General features: G+C 49.4%; 22 protein-coding genes. 15 read left to right on the top strand and 7 right to left on the bottom strand.

Annotated features, from left to right (window positions below):
* Positions 1-310: 310 nt before the first annotated feature.
* On the bottom strand, positions 311-448 hold the full coding sequence (locus tag QVO97_RS03905) for a hypothetical protein (protein ID WP_288188846.1): 138 nt from the start codon (positions 446-448) through the stop codon (positions 311-313).
* The gene (locus QVO97_RS03900) at positions 438-1,925 is read right to left on the bottom strand and encodes a hypothetical protein (protein WP_022359089.1); all 1,488 of its coding nucleotides are present in this window, start codon (positions 1,923-1,925) and stop codon (positions 438-440) included. The genes QVO97_RS03905 and QVO97_RS03900 overlap by 11 nt, the downstream gene beginning before the upstream one ends.
* Positions 1,926-2,382: 457 nt before the next feature.
* Between QVO97_RS03900 and QVO97_RS03895 the strand changes: the two genes are divergently transcribed.
* The 3 genes from QVO97_RS03895 to pheT are packed head-to-tail and all read left to right on the top strand — an operon-like array spanning position 2,383 to position 6,096.
* Positions 2,383-2,595 carry a hypothetical protein gene (locus QVO97_RS03895; RefSeq protein WP_182432156.1) on the top strand — a complete coding sequence of 71 codons (213 nt, stop codon included), beginning with the start codon at positions 2,383-2,385 and terminating at the stop codon, positions 2,593-2,595.
* Between the two features lie 16 nt (positions 2,596-2,611).
* Positions 2,612-3,655: a phenylalanine--tRNA ligase subunit alpha gene (gene pheS / locus QVO97_RS03890; protein ID WP_022359088.1), complete on the top strand. Its 1,044-nt coding sequence runs from the start codon at positions 2,612-2,614 to the stop codon at positions 3,653-3,655.
* 20 nt (positions 3,656-3,675) lie between these two features.
* Positions 3,676-6,096: a phenylalanine--tRNA ligase subunit beta gene (gene pheT, locus QVO97_RS03885; protein WP_022359087.1), complete on the top strand. Its 2,421-nt coding sequence runs from the start codon at positions 3,676-3,678 to the stop codon at positions 6,094-6,096.
* A gap of 231 nt (positions 6,097-6,327) precedes the next feature.
* On the opposite strand, the gene QVO97_RS03880 is transcribed toward pheT, so the two are convergent.
* On the bottom strand, positions 6,328-7,269 hold the full coding sequence (locus tag QVO97_RS03880; RefSeq protein ID WP_022359086.1) for an ion transporter: 942 nt from the start codon (positions 7,267-7,269) through the stop codon (positions 6,328-6,330).
* 416 nt (positions 7,270-7,685) lie between these two features.
* Between QVO97_RS03880 and QVO97_RS03875 the strand changes: the two genes are divergently transcribed.
* The 7 genes from QVO97_RS03875 to yqeB all read left to right on the top strand — a co-directional run bounded on the left by QVO97_RS03875 (position 7,686) and on the right by yqeB (position 12,834).
* The gene (locus QVO97_RS03875) at positions 7,686-8,036 is read left to right on the top strand and encodes an arsenate reductase family protein (protein WP_022359085.1); all 351 of its coding nucleotides are present in this window, start codon (positions 7,686-7,688) and stop codon (positions 8,034-8,036) included.
* On the top strand, positions 8,015-8,851 hold the full coding sequence (gene yqeC / locus QVO97_RS03870) for a selenium cofactor biosynthesis protein YqeC (RefSeq protein ID WP_022359084.1): 837 nt from the start codon (positions 8,015-8,017) through the stop codon (positions 8,849-8,851). The genes QVO97_RS03875 and yqeC overlap by 22 nt, the downstream gene beginning before the upstream one ends.
* 5 nt (positions 8,852-8,856) lie before the next feature.
* Positions 8,857-9,891: a selenide, water dikinase SelD gene (gene selD / locus QVO97_RS03865; protein ID WP_022359083.1), complete on the top strand. Its 1,035-nt coding sequence runs from the start codon at positions 8,857-8,859 to the stop codon at positions 9,889-9,891.
* Between the two features lie 12 nt (positions 9,892-9,903).
* Positions 9,904-10,521, top strand: a complete 618-nt coding sequence (gene yedF, locus QVO97_RS03860; RefSeq protein ID WP_022359082.1) for a sulfurtransferase-like selenium metabolism protein YedF — start codon at positions 9,904-9,906, stop codon at positions 10,519-10,521.
* Positions 10,518-11,657, top strand: coding sequence for an aminotransferase class V-fold PLP-dependent enzyme (locus tag QVO97_RS03855; protein ID WP_022359081.1), 1,140 nt, complete (start codon positions 10,518-10,520; stop codon positions 11,655-11,657). Before yedF ends, QVO97_RS03855 begins: the two co-directional genes overlap by 4 nt.
* 16 nt (positions 11,658-11,673) lie before the next feature.
* Positions 11,674-11,904 carry a DUF3343 domain-containing protein gene (locus QVO97_RS03850; protein WP_022359080.1) on the top strand — a complete coding sequence of 77 codons (231 nt, stop codon included), beginning with the start codon at positions 11,674-11,676 and terminating at the stop codon, positions 11,902-11,904.
* Positions 11,905-12,018: 114 nt separating this feature from the next.
* A complete protein-coding gene (gene yqeB / locus QVO97_RS03845) occupies positions 12,019-12,834 on the top strand; it encodes a selenium-dependent molybdenum cofactor biosynthesis protein YqeB (protein WP_022359079.1) in 816 nt (271 codons plus the stop codon).
* 312 nt (positions 12,835-13,146) lie between these two features.
* Here yqeB and QVO97_RS03840 read toward each other — a convergent pair whose 3' ends face one another.
* Together QVO97_RS03840 and QVO97_RS03835 are read right to left on the bottom strand one after the other, a co-directional pair.
* The gene (locus tag QVO97_RS03840; RefSeq protein ID WP_369678379.1) at positions 13,147-14,172 is read right to left on the bottom strand and encodes a transglutaminase domain-containing protein; all 1,026 of its coding nucleotides are present in this window, start codon (positions 14,170-14,172) and stop codon (positions 13,147-13,149) included.
* A 53-nt stretch (positions 14,173-14,225) separates the two neighbouring features.
* A complete protein-coding gene (locus QVO97_RS03835) occupies positions 14,226-14,495 on the bottom strand; it encodes a hypothetical protein (RefSeq protein ID WP_022359077.1) in 270 nt (89 codons plus the stop codon).
* Positions 14,496-14,806: 311 nt separating this feature from the next.
* Here QVO97_RS03835 and QVO97_RS03830 point away from each other — a divergent pair, with 311 nt between their 5' ends.
* From QVO97_RS03830 to QVO97_RS03805, 5 genes are all read left to right on the top strand, one after another.
* Positions 14,807-16,204 (top strand): sodium-dependent transporter, encoded by a 1,398-nt coding sequence (locus QVO97_RS03830; protein ID WP_022359076.1) that lies wholly within the window; start codon positions 14,807-14,809, stop codon positions 16,202-16,204.
* 402 nt (positions 16,205-16,606) lie between these two features.
* Positions 16,607-17,251 carry a hypothetical protein gene (locus tag QVO97_RS03820; RefSeq protein ID WP_022359075.1) on the top strand — a complete coding sequence of 215 codons (645 nt, stop codon included), beginning with the start codon at positions 16,607-16,609 and terminating at the stop codon, positions 17,249-17,251.
* Between the two features lie 73 nt (positions 17,252-17,324).
* Entirely contained in the window at positions 17,325-18,113 is a 789-nt protein-coding gene (locus QVO97_RS03815) for an ABC transporter permease (RefSeq protein ID WP_288188840.1), read from the top strand.
* On the top strand, positions 18,100-18,813 hold the full coding sequence (locus QVO97_RS03810; protein WP_022359073.1) for an ABC transporter ATP-binding protein: 714 nt from the start codon (positions 18,100-18,102) through the stop codon (positions 18,811-18,813). Before QVO97_RS03815 ends, QVO97_RS03810 begins: the two co-directional genes overlap by 14 nt.
* Before the next feature lie 13 nt (positions 18,814-18,826).
* Positions 18,827-19,852, top strand: coding sequence for an ABC transporter substrate-binding protein (locus tag QVO97_RS03805; RefSeq protein ID WP_022359072.1), 1,026 nt, complete (start codon positions 18,827-18,829; stop codon positions 19,850-19,852).
* 105 nt (positions 19,853-19,957) lie between these two features.
* Here the strand turns inward: QVO97_RS03805 and thrH are convergent, their stop codons facing one another.
* Positions 19,958-20,560 (bottom strand): bifunctional phosphoserine phosphatase/homoserine phosphotransferase ThrH, encoded by a 603-nt coding sequence (gene thrH, locus QVO97_RS03800; RefSeq protein ID WP_022359071.1) that lies wholly within the window; start codon positions 20,558-20,560, stop codon positions 19,958-19,960.
* 335 nt (positions 20,561-20,895) lie between these two features.
* Positions 20,896-22,632: a carbon starvation CstA family protein gene (locus tag QVO97_RS03795; protein ID WP_022359070.1), complete on the bottom strand. Its 1,737-nt coding sequence runs from the start codon at positions 22,630-22,632 to the stop codon at positions 20,896-20,898.
* Positions 22,633-22,641 lie beyond the last annotated feature (9 nt).

The following is a 22,641-nucleotide window of genomic DNA, read 5'->3' as shown; positions in this document are numbered from 1 at the left end:
AAAAATGGAGACACTAAAACGATATTTAATATTTCTGATGGGATTGTTTGCTTTCTGTATGATTGCAACCTTCAGGGCATGCGTTTCTGATTTCATGGACATATGTGCCAGAAATGCCATGCACAGGGTAATATAAAAATTTAGGGCATTGATTGCAGTGAGCTTCCTCACACGGAAGTTTTCAAACTGAAACATCTGCTTTTTTAGAGGTTTCTGGGCTTTGTGCTTGCAAAATGCTTGCAGTTTGAAGAAAATGCAACGAATAAACAAGCAAGGAGCCGATAGGGCTCCTTATGAGGGTAGGTAGGCGCTATTGCTGTTTGTTCAGTAATAACGCCTCTTTTTTCCTTCTTTCCACCATATTTGCCACCATCGTAACCACAAATGCACAACCCATCGCAGCAATCATTGCAACCACAAATGCCAGTCCCTTCCCTTCATTTGCCATAAATGGCGAAGCACCGCCGGTACATAGGCGGAAGCACCGCCGGTACATAGGCGGTTCCTTTTACGTTGAAGAGTCCCACAATGGCGCCTCCGACTGTGGCACTGGCAAGTGCACCGGCAAATACGATTTTATTGGAGAACATAAAGGGATAAGAGGCCTCTACAAATGTTCCGAAACAGATATTAATAATGCATCCCGGAAGTGCAACGGCTGCCTCGCCTTTCTGTTTTGGCATAATGACGTTTGCCAGCGTGATGCCGGCAGATACCATAACAAGTCCTGTCATATCAATCGCTCCGAGGAAACTGAATCCCATTTCCTCCATTTCCAGCAATACAATAGGAAGAATTGCCGCGTGGTATACACCGCCGATGATGGCAGGCCAGATGAGAAGTCCTGCTACTGCTCCTGCAAGCAGGGAATTATAAGCAATGCATAGATTGATCAGGGAACAGATTCCGTTGCCGATCCACAAGGCAACCGGGGCAATCAGAAATTTTCCCACCAGACCGGCTGCCAGACCGCCGAGACCGCCGGAAGCGATATTGACGGTTGTGCCCGGCACATTGTGACGGAAGCAGAACACACTGATATAGTAGGCAAGTACACCAGCCAGGATTCCGATCACCAATCCGCCAAGAATTCCGCCGTCTACGGACAGAATGCCGGCTACAATACCTCCAACGACTCCCACCTCGTCCAGACCGGAGACTTGTTTGGCGGCGATAGCACAGATAACGATAGGAATGGAATTGACTAAGGTATCAAAGACATCGGACAGCTTTTCACATCCCGGAATTTTACTGCATGCCAGACAGAGTGCCATGGCAATAAATGCAGGAAGACTTGTCATCATAATTCCACGGAAATTGATGCGTTTCCAGATATTTCCCTGATTTTTTGCAGCCGCATTTTCACCGGTGTTACCGATGACAGGCATATATTTAATGTTCCAGTATTTTGCAAGCGCTGTTGTGAATGCAACCGCTCTGGTCCGGTTGGTTGTACCGGTGGTTCCAGATGCAGATAACACATTGCAGCCCATATTCTGTGTCAGGGCGACACCGCTTCCACCAGTTCCGGCCATTGGAATTTTGGCTCTTGCACAGGCTTCCATGGTTTGTCGGTTGGCACCGTCCGGGCTGGCACTGACGAACATCACTCCGTCAATCTCACCATCATTGATTTTCTTGGCAAGCTGAGCATCCACTTTCGCTGCCTCGGCATCGACCTCACGCAAAGTTCCCTGAAATGCGGGCTGTACTTCTGCGCCATTCCAGGTAAATAAAGTTGCCGGGATGTCCGGACCAACATTATCCAGACTGCCGGATGCCAGTACATACTGGACAAATATAATCTCCATGTCTGCGGCTTTTGTCTGTCCACAGAGCTCCTTCATCATTGCGGGAAGATCATTTCCACCTTGCTTGTAAAGATTTCCGCCGCTGCTTCCTATAAAAGCAATTTTCTTTCCCATTCTTATGTTATCCTTTCCCGTTTAAGTCACGACTCATCTGTCTGTTATCAAACTAATATGATAACGCACTAAAGTGATACAGCAAGTTTGCCATCTTCAAGTGTATTTGTAAAGGAAAAATTAAATAGTTGATATTATAAGTAAAATTTCTTATATTTTGAAAATACCAAGATGAAAATATCAATGAAAATATCAAGGAAAGAAATCCCTTGACATTTCCCACCAACATGCCTAAAATAATAAACAGATTGCATACATGAAATCAATCAAACCAAACAAACAAACCAAAAGCTATGATCGTGTTCTATAAGATACTGTTTCCGGTCAGAGAGAAGAGGTCAGCGGCTGTGAGCCTTTTTCCGTTCAGACAGATATCCGAATTTCCCACGGGAGCTGCATTGCTGAAATTTAGAGTAGGCATTGCCGTCTGGTGTACGTTACATACCGGAAAGTGTCTGTGGCAGACGAAAAAATGACCTGCCGACAGGAAGCTGGGTGGTACCGCGGTATAGATATGATCGTCCCTTTGCACGTTTTGTGCGAAGGGATTTTTTTATGTCATGTCGCAAGCGACCGCGCGAGACGCCCGAATGTGCCAGAGAACATCCTTTATGCACAAATTCGTGTCCACAAGTTAAAGCAATATCAAGATAAAAAGCAACAAAAGTAATAGAAGGAGAGAAATCATGCAGGATTTAAAAGAACTGAATGAAGTGATCACTGCGATCAAAGAGGAAATCCGCCAGGGTGCGGATGCTCTGACGACTTCCAAGAGTGTCTATGAGTTTAAGAAGACCTTTCTGGATAATAAGCAGGGCAGAATTGGTCTGCTGATGAAAGAAATGCGCAATGTTGCCAATGACCAGAAAGCGGAATTTGGTAAGACTATCAACGGCGCCAAGGAGTGGGCAAACAATTTCTTTGACGAGCTGGATCAGAAATTAAAAGAGAAAGAGCAGCAGCAGCGCTATGAATCGGAGAAGATTGATATCACGATGCCGCCGGTTAAAATCCGTTACGGTAATCTGCATCCAGTTACGACGGTCCGCAATCAGCTGACGGATATCTTCACCTCTATGGGATTTGAGGTATATGAGGGAACCGAGATCGAGACCGATTATTATAACTTTACAGCTTTAAATACACCGCAGGATCATCCGGCGCGCGATATGCAGGATACATTCTATCTGTCTCCGGAATTCTTGCTCCGTACCCAGACATCGGCTGGACAAGTTCATGTCATGGAAGCGAAAAAACCGCCGATCAAGGTTGTTTCCCCGGGTAAAGTATTCCGTTCTGACGATGATGCGACCCATTCTCCGATGTTCAGCCAGATGGAAGGTCTGGTTGTTGATGAGGGCATCACCCTGTGTGATTTAAAGGGTATGCTGGATATGTTTGTTCAGAGAATTTTCGGTGAGCAGACAAAAACGAGACTTCGTCCGTCCTATTTCCCGTTCACGGAGCCGTCTGTTGAGGTCGATGTAAGCTGCTTCCAGTGCGGCGGCAAGGGCTGCCGTCTGTGCAAGGAAACAGGCTGGATCGAGGTCCTCGGCGCTGGTGTGGTAAATAAGAAGGTACTGGAAAACTGCGGCATTGATTCCAATAAATATAGTGGATTCGCATTCGGATTGGGTCTGGAGCGTATCGCAATGCTGAAATACGGCATCAACAACATCAAGATGCTTTTTGAGTCTGATCTGCGTGTGCTGGATCAGATCGATGACTGATCAGGACAGGAGGATTAGAAATGCTTGTACCGTTAAGCTGGTTAAAAGATTATGTAGATATTAATATTTCCGCAGATGAGCTGGAGAAGAAGCTTTTTGACTGTGGATTTGAGGTAGAAGAAAAATGGCAGGTTGGCAAGGATATCAGCGGCATCGTCGTTGGTTATGTTGACTCCTGTGAGCCGATTCCGGAAACACATCTTCATGTGTGCCAGGTCAATGTAGGTGGTCCGGAACTCTTACAGATCTGCTGTGGTGCTGACAATGTAAAAGCTGGCGGAAAATTCCCAGTTGCCATGATTGGCGCGAAAGTATATGCAACTGCAAAAGATCATGTGACGATCGAGGGCGTGGCTACCATTAAAAAGGGTAAATTGAGAGGTTATGAGTCCCAGGGTATGCTGTGTTCCGGTACCGAGCTCGGCTTAAACGAGGATCTGTATCCGGGTGCTGGTTACAACGGATTGCTGGTTCTGCCGGAGGATGCGGAAATTGGTTCGGATGTCAAAGAGCTGACCGGCTTAAATGACTGGATCTTCGATGTTTCTATCACGGCAAACCGTCCGGACTGCCAGAGTATTTTCGGTCTGGCAAGAGAGGTTGCTGCCGCACTGGGCGAGCCGCTCAAGACACCGGCACTGGATTACACTGAGACAGAAGTTGAGAAAGAAGGCTTCAATGTAACGGTAGAGGCACAGGATCTTTGCCCGCGTTACATTGCACACTATGTATATGACGTAAAACTGGGTCAGTCCCCAGCATGGATGAGACGACGTCTGGCTTTGGTAGGAAATAATTCCATTTCCAATATTGTTGATATTACAAACTATATCATGCGTGAGTTAGGTCAGCCGCTTCATGCGTTTGACTGCGATTATCTGGAGGGCAATGCGATCAACGTAAGACGTGCGGCCGAGGGCGAGAAGATCGTGACGCTGGATGAGAAAGAATTTACCTTAAATCCGAACAATCTGGTTATCTGCGACGGCAAAAAGCCGGTAGCACTTGCCGGAATCATGGGTGGTTTAAATTCTGAGGTCCGTGATACCACGACGGAAGTGATGTTCGAGGCAGCTAAATTTGCCCGTGACAACATCCGCAGAAGCTCCCGTGCATTAGGACAGGGATCCGACGCGAGCCAGCGATATTCTAAGGGCGTCGATGAGTACACAACCGAGATGGCGATGAAACGTGCCCTGCACCTGGTTGAGGAGCTGGGAGCTGGTAAGATTTCCAAGACCCATAAAAATGTAAATACCGGAAACTCCTTAGAGCCGACCACCTTCAAGACAAGTGTTAAGAAGGTAAACGCTGTTCTGGGTATTACCGTTCCGGACGAGGATATTTTACGCATCCTGACTGGCTTAAACTTCCAGCCGGAGATCAATGGTGATGAGCTGACCCTGCATTTCCCGGCATACCGCGAGGATATGGAGGATTACCCGGATGTAGCCGAGGAAGTAATCCGTATGTATGGCTATGACCATATCGTTTCCACCTTTATGCCGACTGCAAAGGTAACCATCGGCGGAAGCAACCTGCGCCAGAGAACCATTCTGAAGGTAAAGAGAACGCTGTGCAGTGTTGGCGCATTTGAGGGAATCCACTATTCCTTCTTCTCCCCGTCGGATCTGGATGAAATGGGATTTGCAGAGGACGCGCCAGAGCGCAGGGCGATCCGCATCATGAATCCGATCAACGAGGATCTGTCCCTGATGAGAACAACACTGGCACCGCAGATGATTCATGCGATGGGACGCAACCAGAAGAGAGGCATCTTCGAGGGACGTATCTTCGAGATTGGAAATGCATTTATTCCGAAGTCCCTGCCTCTGACGGAATATCCAGAAGAGCGAGAGACGCTGTGCATCGGTGCATTTGGTAAGGAAGAGTCCTTCTTTACCTTAAAGGGAATGGCAGAGGCAGTTGCCGATGTTTTAAATATTACTTTTAACTATGAAAAAGCAGAGAAACCGTTCCTGCATCCGTATCAGACCGCAGCGATCTTCTGCGAGGGCGAGGAGATTGGTTACCTCGGTAAGGTAAAATATGAGATCATGAAGGAAGAGGCAATGCGCGAAGATGCGTATGTGTTGGAGATCAGCATGAAAGCGCTGGAGAAATGGTATGGAAAAGCCAAAGTATTTGAGCCGCTTCCAAAATTCCCGGAGGAAAAACGTGATCTGGCGCTGGTTATGGACAAAGACATCACCTGCGGACAGGTTGAGGGCTGTATCCGCGAGGCTTGTGCTTACGTCAAGGATGTTAGCCTGTTCGACGTATACGAGGGCAGACAGATCGCAGCCGATAAGAAATCGATGGCATTTACCGTTCTCTTCACTCCGAAGGAAGAGGCGTTCAAGGCAGATACCGTTGACGGATATGTCAAGAAAGTGCTGAAACAGCTGAATAAGACGTATGGAATTGAGCTGAGAAGCTGATTTTGAAGGAAAGAAAAGGCTGCTGTCCAGAGAGAGAAATTTTGGACGGCAGTCTTTTTGTGTAATAGGAAATTCCTTGGAATTCCCTATTACACAAAAAGGCACTAACGTGCCAATGATGCGCACTCGCGCGAAGCAGAAACATGTCGCAAGCGACCGCGCTCGGCGCGAGAATGTGCCAAGGCACATTCTTTTTCACGTTCATAAAAAAATGTTTGATGATAAGTTTGATTACGCTTCATTTTCTATTCGTATAATCACAATATCATTTAATTTCAAAACCATATTTTTCTGCGGAAGCACCGACAGATCATCGCGCAGCACCAGAAATATCTTGATATTCTGCTCTTCTTCCATCTCTTCAATGGTTTTTCCGGCATACCGTTTATCGACGAAAACCTCGGCAATTTCCTGAATATCCGCGTCCTTCATGCTGGACAGGCTGCTCTTGCGCTGGTACTGTTCGACGAAACCGGCGCTGATGATACCGGTTGGGATCGCGACGGCACCGACTCCGAGGTAGGCGATGCAGATCGCCATCACGCGCCCAAGCGTTGTGACCGGGTAAATATCGCCGTAACCGACGGTCAGCAGCGTGGACATACTCCACCAGATGCCGCTGAATGCATTGCGGAAAATGTCCGGCTGAGCGTTGTGCTCGACACTATACATGCACATGCTGCTCGCCAGCATCAGTACCATGACGATGAACACAGAGGAAATGATCTGGTTCCGTTTTTCATAGAGTACGGTGGTAATGATGTTGAACGAGTCGTATTTCGCATTGAGCCGGAACAGATGGAAAATCCGCGCCACGCGCAGCATACGGAAAATGATGAAGCCCGACAGAAAAAAGACCGGGATGATCGTCAGCAGATCCACCACTCCATCAAAGGAAATGAGAAAGCAGAACCGGGCGCGTCCCGGCGTTTTTTCTGGATAGAGATAGTCGGCAGTCCAGATGCGCAGCGCGTATTCAATACAGAAAATCAGGACACTGGCATGTTCCAGCATGGTAAACAGACCACCGAAGGATGTTAATTGATCGAATGTTTCCAGAAACGTGACAATGATATTGCAGATGATCGTGAAGGTGATGAAAATATCGAATGCACGACTGATACGGTTGCTCTTGTCGCCGATCTGGATGATGTTAAATATTTTTTCTTTCATAGTGGATATTTTTATAATAATTTTTGGGTGAATGTGTTTCCCTGTTGGTATAAAAGAGGGGGGTATCTCAGTCGAGAAGACTCCCCCTCTTCAGGTGGTGAGTAATAGCAAATTTGTCTCAGTGGGAGTTGGGTCTCCGACTGAGATAAACGCTCCGCGAGGATGCGCAGTGATTCTGATAGGAATATGTCAGCTTCGCTGACCAGAATCACGCGCCAAGTCTCACGGACGTTCGACTTGAATATAGTTGCAGATACTATTATTGTATCATTTTCAGGCATCCCTTGCAATCTTTCTGGTGTCTGGGTATAATTTCCGTAGGTAATTTAAAAAGGTAAAATGCTTTGTTTAGAACGGCCGCATTTAAAATAGAAGGTGCCGTATAATAGCAAGCATGCTCACAAAGGAGGAATACGATGCTGTTTATTTATTATCCAAAATGCAGTACCTGCCAGAAAGCGAAAAAATGGCTGGATGCACAGGAAATTTCATATACAGAGCGCCATATCGTGGAGGAAAATCCGACGTATGAGGAATTGAAGAAGTGGCAGGCGAGAAGCGGGCTGCCGATCAAGAAATTTTTCAATACGAGCGGGATGCTATATAAGGAAATGCAGTTAAAGGATAAGCTGCCGCAGATGAGCGAGGACGAACAGTTGAAGCTGCTTGCCACCAATGGGATGTTGGTAAAACGCCCTGTCATTGTGGATGGAGATACTGTTTTAACGGGATTTCGGGAGAAGGAATGGGAAGAGAAGCTGCGGTGATGGACTGGGAGCAGAAGTTTCCTTTCTTACGTGAAAAAGGACACGTGGTCTCGCTGATTGGCGGAGGCGGAAAGACGACGCTTCTGTATGCGCTGTCGGCGTACTGCACGGCGAAGGGATGGCGGGTGCTGACGGCGACGACGACGCATATTCGGAAGCCGGTAAATGTGCCGTGGATTGCGGTAAATGAGGAAGAAAATACCGCGTGGGAGAATGCCAGAAAAGAGCGCGATCGTCTCTGGCAGCAGGGAACCTACGTCGTAGCCGGAACCCCAGCCCCACACGAAAAATTGACAATTCTGCCAGAAGCGATTCGAGGCGAGTGGATTTCGGATGCAGATATCACATTTCTGGAGGCGGATGGCGCGAAATGTCTTCCGTGTAAATTTCCGGCGGCGTATGAGCCGGTGATACTGCCGCAGAGCGATATCGTGCTGGCGGTCGCGGGGCTGAGTGCCCTGTATCGTCCGCTGGGGGAGGTGTGCTTCCGGGCGGAGCTGGCGATTGAGGCGTGGAACAGGGATGTGTGCGAGTATGGGGACGCAGCTTATCCCAAAGAAGGAAAAAGACAGCTCAAAGAAGTGCCTATTTCGAAAGATACGTCTTTGCCCCCAGAACTTCTGGCATGGCTTCTTGGTAGCGAAAACGGTGCCAGAAAAGATATATCGGGGCGTTCGTTTTTTGTGGTTCTGAACCAGGCGGACACGTCGGAGCGCCGTGAGGATGGCAGAAAGGTACTGGATATCCTGAAACATAGCTACGGAATTCAGGGAATTTTAACTTCCTTTTCAGGAACAGAACGAAATCAGGAGTGAGAGAGATGAGTGAGAAAAAGGATATCGTATTTTGTACGGGCGGCGGCTGTACGGCAAAGCTGGGAGCCGGTGTTTTAAGCCGCATTTTGGAAAAACTACCGCGCGGCGAGAAGGATCCGAATCTTTTAGTCGGATATGACAGCCGGGACGATGCGGCAGTGTATCAGGTCACGGAGGATCTGGCGCTGGTGCAGACGGTTGATTTCTTCCCGCCGATGGTGGACGATCCGTATATTTTTGGACAGGTTGCAGCGGCAAATGCGTTGAGCGACGTGTACGCGATGGGCGGTGAGGTCAAGACGGCGCTGAATCTGGTGTGTTTTCCGGAATCAATGGATTTGAATGTTCTGGGACAGATTTTACAGGGCGGCGCGGAGAAGGTGGCAGAAGCAGGCGGCATTCTCGCGGGCGGTCACTCGATCGCGGACACGGGCGTGAAATACGGTTTGTCCGTGGCGGGACTGGTAAATCCGAAAAAGCTGTACGCCAATGATGCCGGACAGCCGGGCGACCGCCTGATTTTGACAAAGGCATTGGGTGTTGGGCTGATTTGTTCGGCAAACCGCGTCGGAGAAGTGACAAAAGAGCAGATGGACGGAGCGGTACAGTCGATGACGACGCTCAATAAAACAGCGGCGGAAATCAGCCGGAAGTACACGGTTCACGCGTGCACAGATGTGACTGGGTTCGGTTTTCTGGGACATCTGCATGAAATGATGGGGCGCGGGCTGTCGTGCGAGATTGATGTGAACCATATCCCGGTGCTTCCGGGCGCACGTGAGTCGGCAGACGCGTTTTTATACACGGCGGCAGGACAGAGAAACCGCAACCATGTCGGGGCGGCGGTGCAGTTTGAAAATGTACCGTTTTCAATGGAAGAGGTCTTGTTTGACCCGCAGACCTCCGGCGGACTTCTGATGGCAGCTGCCCCGGATGAGGCGGAGAAACTGGAACAGGAGCTGCAGAACGCCGGGCTTCCGGCGCGGATCGTGGGAACGATCACGGAACCGGGAGAGGTTGAAATTTTTGTACGAGGATAGGAGGAAACAGAAATGAAGAAAGTAGATGCAAGAGGAGACGCATGCCCGATTCCGGTCGTAAAGGCAAAACACGCGATAGAGGAACTTTCGGGTGCCGGACAGGTGGAAGTGCTGGTGGATAATGAGATTGCAGTTCAGAATCTGACGAAAATGGCAGAGCAGAAGGGCTATCAGAGCAGTGCAAAGAAGCTGGCGGATCAGGAATATCAGGTTATCTTTACGGTGGGTGAACAGACAGAAGAGGAAAAAGCGCAGGCAGGAGCCGGATGCGAAGCCTGTATTCCGGACAGCCGTACCGATACCGTGGTTGTGATTGCCAATGATAAGATGGGCGAGGGCAGTGAGGAACTTGGAAAGACGCTTTTGAAGGCATTTACATTTGCCCTGACCCAGCAGGACAACTTGCCGAAAACCATTCTTTTCTATAACGGCGGAGCCAGTCTGACCTGTGAAGGATCTCCGATGCTGGAGGATCTGAAGACACTGGAGGCAGAAGGTGTGGAGATCCTGACCTGCGGCACCTGCCTGAATTTCTATGGTCTGACCGAGAAGCTGGCAGTCGGCGGTGTAACCAACATGTATGTCATCGCTGAAAAAATGCTGGGCGCTGGAAATGTGGTAAAACCATGATTTATATGGACAATGCGGCGACTTCGCTTCAAAAGCCGCTGCAGGTGGAACAGGCAGTCCTTGAGGCGCTTCGCACCGCAGGAAATCCGGGGCGCGGCGCGCATGAGGCAACCTTACATGCTTCAAGACTGGTGTACGGGGCACGTGCGGCAGCGGCAGAATTGTTCGATGCGGAAGATGCGTCGCGGATTGCCTTTACGGCAAACGCAACGGAGGCGCTGAACATAGCCATTTCCGGGCTGATCCGTCCGGGCGATCACGTGATCACGACGGTCTGTGAGCATAATTCGGTGCTGCGCCCTCTTTACCGTCTGCGTGATCAGGGAGCGACGCTTAGTTTTGTGGGTGTGGATGCGCGTGGAAATCTAAAATATGAAGAGTTGGAAGCATTTCTGCGCCCAGAGACGCGTGCGGTGGTAATTACCGGCGCGTCCAACGTGACAGGAAATGTGACGGATCTTTCCTATATTTCTTCGTTTGTTAAACGGAATGGACTGCTTCTGATTGTGGATGCGTCGCAGACTGCAGGGGAAGAACTGTTTTCCGTGCAGAAGCTCGGAATCGACGTGCTCTGTTTTACCGGGCATAAGGCGCTTCTGGGACCACAGGGAACCGGCGGGCTGTATGTGAAGCCGGGACTTTCGGTGGAACCGCTTCTGGTTGGCGGCAGCGGCATTCACAGTTATGATGAACACCATCCGAAGGAAATGCCAACGGCACTCGAAGCCGGGACGCTCAATGTCCATGGTCTGGCGGGGCTGGCAGCAGGCATCCGTTACCGGATGGATCAGGGGATCGAGAAATTGCAGAAACGGGAGCGGGATTTAACACGCCGTTTTTACGAACAGGTGAAGGAAATTCCGGGCATCATTGTGTATGGAGATCCGGCGACAAAATGTCATGCGCCGATCGTCTCCCTCAACCTTGCCGGGGAAGATTCGGCACGTGTGGCGGATGCACTCTGGGAAGAATACGGCATCTGCGTCCGCGCGGGGGCACACTGTGCGCCGCTCATGCACCGGGCGCTTGGAACGGTCGGTCAGGGAGTGGTGCGGTTCAGTTTTTCGCATTTTAATACGGAAGAGGAGATTGAGAGGGCAGCAGAAGCAGTTCGGGCGCTGGCAGAGGAAGCGTAGGGGAGAAATTGGTAGTATGAGAGAAAAACATCCATTTATCGTACTGTCCTTTCAGACAACTGTGGCGGCGATGGAATGGGAAAAACGATGTATGGAAATGGGCATTCCGGGACGTTTAATTCCACTTCCGAGGGAGATTTCTGCCGGCTGTGGTCTTGCGTGGCGGATGCGTCCGGAAGAGTGGGAGCAGTGGAGCGGACGGATAGATACTTCTGTTTATGATAAGGTGTCGTGTGTGTGGCAGTAAAAAGAATTACTCTAAAAGCAGAAAACACAATCAAAAGAATTATTTGAAGAAGAAGCTGCATAAACAGGTAATGGAAATAATAGTAACAAAAGTGAGATAGGAGAAGGCATCCTCATGAAACGAGATGATTTAATTATTGTGCGCGGCGGCGGTGACCTGGCAACTGGGACGATTCATCGGCTCTGGGCGGCAGGGCTTCGGGTGCTGGTGCTGGAGATTGAAAATCCGGCGGCGATCCGGCGACAGGTAGCTCTGTGTGAGGCGGTTTATACAAAAACAACTGAGGTCGAGGGGCTTCGTGCTGTCCGGATTGATCGATATGAGGAGGCAGAAGCGGTCTGGCAGGAAAATAGCGTGCCGATTTTGATTGATCCGAAAGGTGTGTCGATTGGAGCGCTGAAACCGGCTGTTGTGATTGATGCGATTTTGGCAAAGCGAAATCTTGGAACCCGCCGGGATATGGCACCGCTCACGATTGCACTTGGTCCGGGCTTTACGGCAGGTGAGGATGTGGATGTTGTGGTGGAGACGAAGCGCGGTCACCGGCTGGGGCGAATTATCCGCGAGGGTGCGGCAATCCCGAATACGGGGATTCCGGGTGTGATCGGTGGATACGGTGCAGAGCGGGTGATTCACGCGCAGGCAGCGGGTATTTTCAAAAATGTGCGTGTGATCGGTGATATCGTCGAAGCCGGGGACACGATCGCGGAGATTTGGCAGGAGGACGGAACGAAACTTCTGGTTCAGACACAGATCACGGGCATTCTGCGAGGTCTTTTGCGGGATGGTTATCCGGTAACGGAGCATTTCAAGGTGGCGGACGTCGATCCGAGAAAAGAGGAACTTTCCAACAGTTTTCTGATCTCGGACAAGGCGAGATGTATCGCGGGAAGTGTACTGGAGTTAGTGTGTGCCCAGTTATGGAAGTAAAAGAGAGACTATAGCAATAGTTCCTTTGAGAAAAATTCTAAGAAATTTCATCCTAATCATTGACGTATAGCAAAAAAAATAGCCACAAAATTCATTTCGTTTTGTTTTTGGAATTTAGCAGGAGAATGAATTTTGTGGCTGGTTTTTATGAAAAATAACGTAAAGCTTTTTGGATAAGCTCCTTTGGCAGGCAGCTTTGATAAACATCAGGATCTGGTTTTGGAAGATGATCCCTATGATTGTTAGAATCTTCATGTCATAGGAAACTTCGTCCTATGACACAAAAAATGCTCCGCGGAAAAGCACAGCGAACTATAAAGACGCTGTGCCTTCCGGGGTTTCTTCCCCTTCATTGGCTTCCTCCATGGTGACAATCGGCTGGATGGCCTCATCGGTATAGCGGACGCGCAGGACAGCCTGGGGCCAGTTAAGCTTAATGAGAGCTGTTTTCTGCCGTTCTTTTCCGGCTTTTTCGATTAGGTCGAGCAGTTCACGTAGAACTTCCTTTGTCAGATAGCCGCCGCGCCAGTGAAACGTCAGTGTTTTTCCTTTTTTTGCCGCCTGTAAGGAGCGCTTGTAAACGTCCTCCTGTTTGGTAAAGGAAAGCTTCTTTTCTTTGTAGTAGAAATGATCGCTGTCCGTGCAGGCAGGCGCTGGGGCGATGAGCGGTTCGTGGTCGCGGAAGATCGCCTTGTCGTCGAGATTGAAGTAATCGTAGCGGATTTCCTCGCCGGTCTGGCTGCATTTGCCGAGACTGTTGTCGAAGGTAGCGTCCAGATGGTAGTACGTTTTCCCGATCTTGACGATGTTCCAGGTATGGCGGTATTTGATGCCCTTTTCAGGGTTATTGCCGCAGAGCGCGATCATGCACCAGATGCCGAGCGTATCACAAAGAATTTTGACCGATTTGGCGATGCCCTCGCAGACGCCGACACCCTGTCCCAGAGGTCCGATGATCTCATGGGAGTAGGGCTTTTTTAATTTGTCATAGTGAACGTGTTCGCAGATAAAATCGTGGATATAGCGTTCTTTTTCCAGTTCAGTCAGCTTCATTGCCGGGCGGGCAAGTTTTTCGACGCGGGCGCCCATCGCTTTCTGATGTTCGCGGATCTTGCCCTTGTCAAAGAGGTATTCCGGTATCAGGATCAGGTTCGGGGAATCTGGGTAATACTTATATTTAAAGCCGGAAGCCCAGAAAATCTCCGGGTGATCGAGCCGCAGTTCAAAAAATACATTGCTTAAATCTTTTCCCTCCAGGCGCGGAATCTGAAATTCGTCGGAGAGATTGGTAAGCCCCTGCTGCATGGCGCGGTAGGAGGCTTGCTGGTTCTTGTTCATGTGATTATAGTAAAATGGTTCCATTTTGATGTTCCTTTGTAACTCTTTATATTTTAGTGTGATTCAGCCGCTTTCTCAATCTGCCCGGATTCCGGGTCAAACCAGACGCGATCGCCCTCATCGATTCCGGCATCATAGAGTGCCTGATCCGCGGTGCGTATCGTGTATTCTGGATGCTCTGAGAGGTTTGCATTTTCAGTTGTGTCCAGCAGACGGACACAGACCATCGTTTCCTGTCCGTCCGGGCGTTCTTCACAGCCAAAATCGGCTTCGTATATTTCTAAAACCCGGCAAAGACGTGGGAATGTTTGATTGTTGTTCATTGTATATATGCCTCATTCCATGGGAAAATTTCTGTTTTTATCTTTTTAATTTTAGCAGAAGATGATAAGGCAGGCAAGTAGAGATGAAGGGGGAATAAATTAAATGCGAAGCCACGGCAAATTCCGTTACTGGACACGTATGCGTGTACAGTAACGATGGGGCGGCTGGGAAGAAAAGCGGGAGGGGGGAGAAATTTGAGAAGAAAATTGCCGGCAGATACTTGTAATTCTAATAAAAACAGGTAGAATAGAAGCTATCTATGTCCGCGGGAGACGGACATAAAAGTTACAATCACGGGGGTTATAAGTAAATGGCAAAAAAGAAAAACAGCTTCAGCGGTTCGCTGGGGTTTGTGCTGGCAGCAGCCGGAAGTGCCGTCGGTGTGGGAAATATCTGGCGTTTCCCGTATTTATGTGCGAAAGACGGAGGCGGACTGTTCCTGCTGGTGTATCTGGTGCTGGTGGCGACATTTGGATTTGTACTTCTGACGACGGATGTGGCGATCGGCAGAAGAACGAAGGAGAATGCGCTGCGGGCGTTTGGAACGCTGCATCCGAAGTGGAAGTTTGTCGGATACCTGACGTTTCTGGTTCCAATGTTAATTATGACGTATTATTCGGTCATCGGCGGATGGATCACGAAATATTTCTTTGAGTATTTGACGACATCCGGCAGGGATGTGGCGGAGGACGGATATTTTACATCGTTTATCACGGAAAAGAATGCGCCGCTGATTTTCACGGGAATCTTTCTGGCGCTCACAATCTGGGTTGTATACAGAGGTGTGGAGAAGGGAATTGAGAAATTTTCCTGTTTTATCATGCCGGGACTGATCCTGTTAGTCATCGGAATCGCGATTTTTTCACTGACGCTTTCCTACACGGACGCGGATGGGACGGTCCGGACGGGAATACAGGGATTCCTCGTCTACGTGCGCCCGGATTTTACGGGACTGACGGTAAAAGGATTTCTGGAAGTACTGCTGGATGCGATGAGCCAGCTCTTTTTCTCACTGAGTGTGTCGATGGGAATTATGGTAACATATGGTTCTTATGTCAAAGATGAGATCGATTTGAACAAGGCGACCAACCAGATTGAATTTTTTGATACAGGTGTGGCGCTTCTGTCCGGTATGATGATTATTCCGGCGGTCTTTGTATTTTTAGGACGCGACGGCATGGCGTCCGGTCCGAGTCTGACCTTTATTTCGCTTCCAAAGGTATTTCAGGCGATGGGCGGCGCCGGTCATATCGTGGGACTTGCATTTTTCCTGATGCTTGGCTTTGCGGCGCTGACATCCTGTGTTTCTGTCATGGAAACGCTGGTTGCCAATTGTATGGAAGTGTTTGGAAAGACGAGAAAACAGATGTGTGTGATGGTCGGAATCTATTCCCTGATCACGGCGGTTCTCATTTGTCTGGGCTACAATGTTCTGTATTTTGAGTTGAAGCTGCCGAACGGTTCCACCGGACAGCTGCTTGATGTGATGGATTATATCAGCAACAGCTTCCTTATGCCGATCATTTCCTTCTTAACCAGCATCCTGATCGGATGGGTGGTCGGACCGAAGTGGATCGTGGAAGAAGTCGAGAAAAATGGGGAACATTTTTCAAGAGCAGGTATGTACAGCTTCTTGATCCGGTATATTGTGCCGGCTGTCATGCTGGTTCTTTTCCTGGTATCGACCGGGTTTATTAATATGCTGTAATGAAAAATGGTTTTAGCTGGTTTTCACGGTAAATATGTGAACTGGTTAAAACCTTTTTTCATAGAAAGAGCGTCCCATGAAAAGACGTTCTGTTTGAATGTGTCTCGTTATTCCTCACGGTCATCCGATTCGCTCTCATAGGTATATCCGGCATTTTCGATCGCCTGAATTGTATCTTTGATGCCCTGTCCGCCTGCCGTCAGGTAACCGGATGCGAAGATGGAGTCTACAGTGTCAACTTATAAAATTGTAAAAGTTTACAATCCAAACTGGACAATAGATCGATTTTTTGCTATGATAAGCAAGTTAGAAAAAACTAACTTGCAGGGAACGTGAAAACGAAGTAAACTAGGTGCATAGGTGTGAAAGCTAGGCAGCCTGATTGGATAGAGTGGAGAAACAATGCAGTATTTGTGGATAAATCCGGTTTCTGCCGGGATGTGTGAGGAAGATTCGCTGAAGCGTTTTTTAGAACGGCATGGTCTGACGCGGGTCGAGTGCCGGGGCGATTGGGGACGGATCGTCCGGGAAAGATATGAAGCTAGTCTGCGGGCGGGCGTGACGCTTGCGGATGCGCGCTGTCCGGAGGCGGTTCGGCTGCTTGAAGAGATACAGAAGGAGCCGAAAAACGAATCTGGAATTGAAAACCTGAAAGTTGCCCCGATCGAGCCGATTTTACTTCACTGTGCGCGGGAATTAAGCACGCGTCCGGATCTGGCGGATGGGGAGAAGATCATCACGACGCCATGCCAGAGTCTTGCGGTGCTTGGAAATTCGCTGGGACTTGAGAATACGCGGTTTATCGCATGGAATCGTCTGGCGGGCGGTGAGGTGCGCGTCCGGGCGATCGAAGACAGCCCGATTCCGCCGGGGTATTTTGCGGGAATCTGCCGGAAAGATGGACAGGCGGCGAAGGTAGAGAGTGTCAGCAGTCCGGAGAAAATCCGGGCATATGTGGAGAGCGGAAGCTGGAAGCAGGCGGATCTGCTGGAACTTTTGTATTGTAAGGATGGATGCCATCACGGGGATGGCGTGCAGACAGAGTGAGAGAAAGCTGCGCTTCATGGAAAACGCTTGAAGAAGCGGAAAATGCATGAATTGCGGCAAAAGAATGGGAAGAATGAAAGAAACGAAGAAATTCAAGGATAATTGGCAGAAATACTTCGGTCCGGCGCTGGGAATCGGAGCGGTATTTCTGATCTGGTATTTGGTCTGCCGCATGGAGGTTGTCAGTGCGTATGTGCTGCCGTCCCCGGCGCGGGTGTGGACGAGCTTTTTAAAAATGGTGAAAACCGGGGAACTGTGGCGGGATATTTCAATCAGTTTCCTGCGTGTCATGAAGGGATTTGCGATTGCGTTCCTGTTTGCCTTTGTGCTGGGAATGTTCCGGGCGCTGTTTCCGGGCGGCAGCGTTTACTATGAGTATATTGTGCAGTTTTTCCGCAATGTCCCGCCGCTCAGCATGATTCCGCTGCTGATTCTCTGGTGCGGAATCGGAGAGACGACGAAGACGGTGATTATTGTGCTGGCGTCCTTTTTCCCGATGTACTTAAATATCGTGAAGGGATTTACCGGGTGCGATTCGAAACTTCTGGAAGTGGGCGATATGTTCGGCTATTCGAAGCGCCGCAAATTTTTCCGCATCATTCTGCCCTATGCGATGGCAGATATTCTGGTCGGAATGCGGATCGGGCTTGGCTATAGCTGGCGCGCCATTATCGGTGCGGAGATGGTGGCGGCGTCCACCGGGCTTGGACATATGATTTTATTTGCACAGCAGATGTCGCGGACTGACAAGGTGATCGTGGGGATTCTGGCGATCGGGGCAGTCGGATATGTGACGGACCGCCTGTTTGGATGGATGATAGGATTTGTGCTGAAAGGATCCGGGGAAAATGGCTGGAATTGAACTGATTGATATTCATAAAACATACCGGGTGGATAACCGGGAGATTCCCGTTTTAAACGGGATCAACCTGTCGCTTCCGGCGGGGAGAATCACCGTGATTCTGGGGCAGAGCGGATGCGGGAAAACGACGCTTCTGCGGCTGACCGGAGGACTGGAGACGGCGGACAGCGGAGAGATCCGCTGGGAGAGCGCCCACAAGACGGCATTTGTCTTTCAGGAACCGCGCCTCATGCCGTGGTTGACCGTCTGGGAAAATGTGGTGTTCGGGCTTTCAAAAAAGGAGACAGATCCGGGGAAAATAGAGGCGGTTATCCGCACGGTCGGATTATCTGGATTTGAAAAAGCATATCCGTCACAGCTCTCCGGCGGAATGCAGCAGCGGGCGGCGATCGCGCGGGCGCTGGCGTATGAGCCGACCTTTATCATGATGGATGAGCCGTTTGCCGCGCTTGACTATTTTACAAGGGAACAGATGCAGAAAGAGCTTCTGCGCGTCCAGCAGGAGCGCAGTGCGAGCATTCTGTTTGTGACGCACAGCATCGATGAGGCACTGATTCTGGGAAGCCAGATTGCGGTCATTGAAAAGGGTATGGTCAAGGCGCTCTATGAGGTCAAGGCGCCGCAGGAAGAGAGGAATCTTTTGGAGGATGAGATGATAACCCTGAAAAGGGATATTATAAATAATTTACATTTTATTTAGAGGAGGAACGATTATGATGAAACGATGGATGGCAATGGGAATGGCACTCTTCCTTACCGCAGCTTCCCTGGCAGGCTGCTCCGGTACCAAAGATGCGGCTGAGAGCACGCAGGCAGAGGCAGAAACCAGCGCAGAGGAGGCGGCAGCCGAGGAGGAGACAGCGAAAGAATCTGATCTGGATAAGCTGACCTTTACGTATGTAACTTCTCCGCTCAATGTGCCGACGATCATCGAGAAAAATCAGGGTATTTTTGAAAAAACATTTGGCGATATGGGGATTGAGGTTGATTATGCGGAGCTGACCTCCGGGGCAGATCAGACACAGGCGCTGGCTTCCGGCGATGTGCAGGTTTTGTATGCGGTTGGCGGTACTTCGGTGATTCTGTCTGCAGCAAATGGAGCGGATATCAAAGTATTAAATATGTACAGCCGTTCTCCGAAGGCATTCTGTATGTATTCTAAGGATGAGTCCCTGACGACGCCGGAAAGCCTGAGAGGAAAGACAATCGCAGGACCGACCGGAACCAACCTGCATGAGCTTCTCGTTTCCTATCTGGCAATGGCTGGCATGACGATCGACGACGTCAACTATGTCAATATGTCGATCCCGGATGCAAAAGCAGGTCTGGACGGCGGCAGTGTAGACGTGGCTCTGGTTGCTGGCGCAACTGCTTACAATGCAGGGCAGCAGGGTTACCACCTGGTAGCCGACGGCGAAGGCCTGATTAAGGCGATCATTGCAGTGGCAGTGACACAGAAATTCTATGACGAGCACCCGGAGATCATCGAGAAGCTGGAAGAAGCACAGACCGAGATTGCTGATTTCATGGAAGAAAAACCGGATGAGACGATGCAGATCGTAGCCGATGAGCTGGATCTGGACACCGATGCAGTCAGAAGCATGTACGATTTCTATGATTTCTCTACCGAGATCACAGATGATGACAAAGAAGGCTTCCAGAAGACCGCTGATTTCATGTATGAATCCGGCATGATCGACGAGGCATTTGATGTAAAACAGTTATTTATTGAAAAATAATCAGTGAACATTTGAGAGGATAAACGATTGAAAAGCAGCTCCCGGAGTGTGGATTCCGGGGGCTGCTTTTACGATTGCATATGCAATTATGAAAATACGGAATGTTTACGCTAATACCTTTTTAATCGCTTCCAACAGCTCATCATACGTCTCATAAGCCGGAATCTGCGGATATTCTGCCTTGATCTCCTCCGTCGTGCGGAAGAGAAAGCCCGCCTTGCTTGCCTCAATCATGGCGAGGTCGTTGTGGCTGTCGCCGCTGGCGATCGTCTCGAAGCCGCAGGACTGGAGTGCTTTGACGGTTGTATATTTGGATTTCTCACAGCGCATCTTAAAATCGGTAATCTCACCATTTTCGCTGACAACCAGAGAGTTGCAGAAGATGGTCGGATAGCCAAGTTTCTTCATCAGAGGTCCGGCAAACTGGGAGAAGGTATCGCTGATGATGATTACCTGAGTGATTTCTTTTAATTTGTCTAAAAACTCCCTTGCGCCCGGAAGCGGATCAATTTTAGAGATCGTTTCCTGAATTTCCTTGAGTCCCAGTCCGTGCTCGCGCAGGATGTTTAAACGGTAATTCATCAGTTTGTTATAATCCGGCTCATCGCGGGTGGTGCGTTTTAACTCCGGGATTCCGGTTTCTTCAGCAAATGCGATCCAGATTTCCGGCACTAATACACCTTCTAGATCTAAACATACAATATCCATGTCTCCTCCTGTCTGATACAACGCCTGTCAGCGCTGTGCTCGGTTGAAAAATTTGCTTCCTATTATAGACGAAATGCAGGGGAAATACCAGAGAAATTTGAGAAAAGATGAAAGAATAGAAAAAAGTGCGTTACTGGGCACGTATGCGTGAACAGTAACAAAAGTGCCAATTATTCGCGGTGAGAAAGGTTCAGAAGTGAAGAGTTGGCATCATATAGTAGCAGAGTGGTTATCAATAGAATTAAAAATACTAAAAAAGGGAGTCTCGTTTCGTGAGCGAGAGACTCCCTTTTTGGCACCTATAGTCGGGTTATAATTTGATTTTGATGAAATTATTAGCAATGCGCCGGTTTATTCATTTCAGATCTTTTATCGTTTTCTGTCTTCGAAGCAGTCGATTTCGAAAACAGTACTTTACCGGAATGAACCACAATAATGATACCCAGAACCATCAGCAGAACCGCGATGATAAGCTGCAGTCCTTCTACCATAAAGACAGCGGTTCCGGCATTGTAAGCCTTTACCAGTGCGATGCAGCGCTCAACGAGTGCGGTGAAGGTAACGCACAGCATAACAACCAGCGGAACCAGCAGCGTGCGGTTTTCGCGGCCGGTGACGCGTAAGAAGACGCACAGGGTGATGAGAACCAGGGCGCTTAACAGCTGGTTGGCGCTGCCAAACAGCGGCCAGATATTGGAGTAGCCAATCTGGGTTAAAATGTAGCCGCATACCAAGGTGATAACAGTTGCAAAATATTTGTTGCAGAGAAGTTTTCTCCATCCTTCGGCGTGTTCCATGTCATCGACACTGAACAGCTCCTGGAAGGACATACGTCCGATACGTGCAACGGAATCCAGGCTTGTCAGGGCAAGTGCGGAGACGCACATCGTCATAAAGCACTGGGCAGCGTAAACCGGGATGCCGAACATCTCCAGAAATCCGGCAACACCGGAGGAGAAGATAGCAAACGGAGTACCGGTTGCTGGCGTGCCATCAGCGGAAGCGGCAGCACCGGCAACGCACAGAGCCAGAACAGCCAGTAAACTTTCCAAAAGCATAGCGCCGAAGCCAACCTTCGGCATATCCTTTTCATTGGTGATTGCCTTGGAGGAAGTACCCGAGGAAACCAGGCTGTGGAAACCGGATACGGCGCCGCAGGCAACGGTTACAAACAAAATCGGGAACAGGTCACCGGATTTCTCATTGTGGAAACCAGTGTAAGGCGCCAGGTTCATTGCCGGATGTGCGACAAGCAGTCCAACGACGGCACCGATAATCATACCGGCAAACATAAAGGTTGTCATCAGGTCACGCGGTTCCATCAAAAGCCACATAGGAAGAACGGCTGCGAGGAAAATGTAAGCGAATACCATGTAGGACCAGTTTGCCTTGGTGGTAATGAGCGGGCAGTTCATGCCGATGACGAAAGCAGCTACCGTGCAGACAAGTCCGAGCATGGTCTGTTTCCAGCCATGGAACTGAGCCTTTTTCTGAATCAGTCCAAATACAACGGCAAAGGCAATGAACAGAAGGGAAATGCTTCCGGCTGCGCCGTTGACAGTTGCGGCGGCGGATAAGCTGGTCACGCCGTCTACCGTCTCATATGCATTGAATGTACCGGCAACCATGTCGGCAAAAGCGGCGGTTACAATTAAAGTAAAGAGCCAGCAGAACAGAAGGAACAGCTTTTTACCGGTTTTGCCGATGTACTGTTCAATCAGAAGTCCCATCGATTTGCCTTCATTTTTAACGCTGGCGTACAGGGCACCAAAATCGGTAACAGCGCCGAAGAAGATGCCGCCGAGGATGATCCAGAGAAAGACCGGAACCCATCCAAAGACAGCTGCCTGAATAGCACCGGTGACAGGGCCGGCACCGGCGATGGATGAAAACTGGTGGGCAAATACAACCCAGCCATCGGTCGGAACATAGTCCTGACCATCTTCTTTTGTGACAGCCGGTGTTTTGGCGTTTGGATCAATGCCCCATTTATGGGCGAGCCATCTGCCGTAGAGCAGATAACCAGCCGCCAGACAACAGGCTGCGATAACTACGATAACTAATGTGTTCATAAAGATACC

Source organism: Clostridium sp. CAG:43, assembly GCF_000434655.1.
Taxonomy (GTDB): domain Bacteria; phylum Bacillota; class Clostridia; order Lachnospirales; family Lachnospiraceae; genus Otoolea; species Otoolea fessa.
The sequence above is the reverse complement of the archived record's forward strand: the minus strand, read 5'-3'. Positions and strand labels throughout refer to the sequence as shown.

Coding starts and splice junctions, on each gene's coding strand:
- QVO97_RS03840 (WP_369678379.1), bottom strand. CDS start 14,172: ATGAACAAGAACCAGCAAGCCTCCTACCGCGCCATGCAGCAGGGGCTT.
- QVO97_RS03835 (WP_022359077.1), bottom strand. CDS start 14,495: ATGAACAACAATCAAACATTCCCACGTCTTTGCCGGGTTTTAGAAATA.
- selD (WP_022359083.1), top strand. CDS start 8,857: ATGAGTGAGAAAAAGGATATCGTATTTTGTACGGGCGGCGGCTGTACG.
- QVO97_RS03830 (WP_022359076.1), top strand. CDS start 14,807: ATGGCAAAAAAGAAAAACAGCTTCAGCGGTTCGCTGGGGTTTGTGCTG.
- QVO97_RS03850 (WP_022359080.1), top strand. CDS start 11,674: ATGAGAGAAAAACATCCATTTATCGTACTGTCCTTTCAGACAACTGTG.
- pheS (WP_022359088.1), top strand. CDS start 2,612: ATGCAGGATTTAAAAGAACTGAATGAAGTGATCACTGCGATCAAAGAG.
- QVO97_RS03820 (WP_022359075.1), top strand. CDS start 16,607: ATGCAGTATTTGTGGATAAATCCGGTTTCTGCCGGGATGTGTGAGGAA.
- QVO97_RS03900 (WP_022359089.1), bottom strand. CDS start 1,925: ATGGGAAAGAAAATTGCTTTTATAGGAAGCAGCGGCGGAAATCTTTAC.
- yqeB (WP_022359079.1), top strand. CDS start 12,019: ATGAAACGAGATGATTTAATTATTGTGCGCGGCGGCGGTGACCTGGCA.
- QVO97_RS03795 (WP_022359070.1), bottom strand. CDS start 22,632: ATGAACACATTAGTTATCGTAGTTATCGCAGCCTGTTGTCTGGCGGCT.
- QVO97_RS03810 (WP_022359073.1), top strand. CDS start 18,100: ATGGCTGGAATTGAACTGATTGATATTCATAAAACATACCGGGTGGAT.
- QVO97_RS03805 (WP_022359072.1), top strand. CDS start 18,827: ATGATGAAACGATGGATGGCAATGGGAATGGCACTCTTCCTTACCGCA.
- QVO97_RS03875 (WP_022359085.1), top strand. CDS start 7,686: ATGCTGTTTATTTATTATCCAAAATGCAGTACCTGCCAGAAAGCGAAA.
- QVO97_RS03905 (WP_288188846.1), bottom strand. CDS start 448: ATGGCAAATGAAGGGAAGGGACTGGCATTTGTGGTTGCAATGATTGCT.
- QVO97_RS03815 (WP_288188840.1), top strand. CDS start 17,325: ATGAAAGAAACGAAGAAATTCAAGGATAATTGGCAGAAATACTTCGGT.
- QVO97_RS03855 (WP_022359081.1), top strand. CDS start 10,518: ATGATTTATATGGACAATGCGGCGACTTCGCTTCAAAAGCCGCTGCAG.
- pheT (WP_022359087.1), top strand. CDS start 3,676: ATGCTTGTACCGTTAAGCTGGTTAAAAGATTATGTAGATATTAATATT.
- yedF (WP_022359082.1), top strand. CDS start 9,904: ATGAAGAAAGTAGATGCAAGAGGAGACGCATGCCCGATTCCGGTCGTA.
- QVO97_RS03880 (WP_022359086.1), bottom strand. CDS start 7,269: ATGAAAGAAAAAATATTTAACATCATCCAGATCGGCGACAAGAGCAAC.
- yqeC (WP_022359084.1), top strand. CDS start 8,015: ATGGGAAGAGAAGCTGCGGTGATGGACTGGGAGCAGAAGTTTCCTTTC.
- thrH (WP_022359071.1), bottom strand. CDS start 20,560: ATGGATATTGTATGTTTAGATCTAGAAGGTGTATTAGTGCCGGAAATC.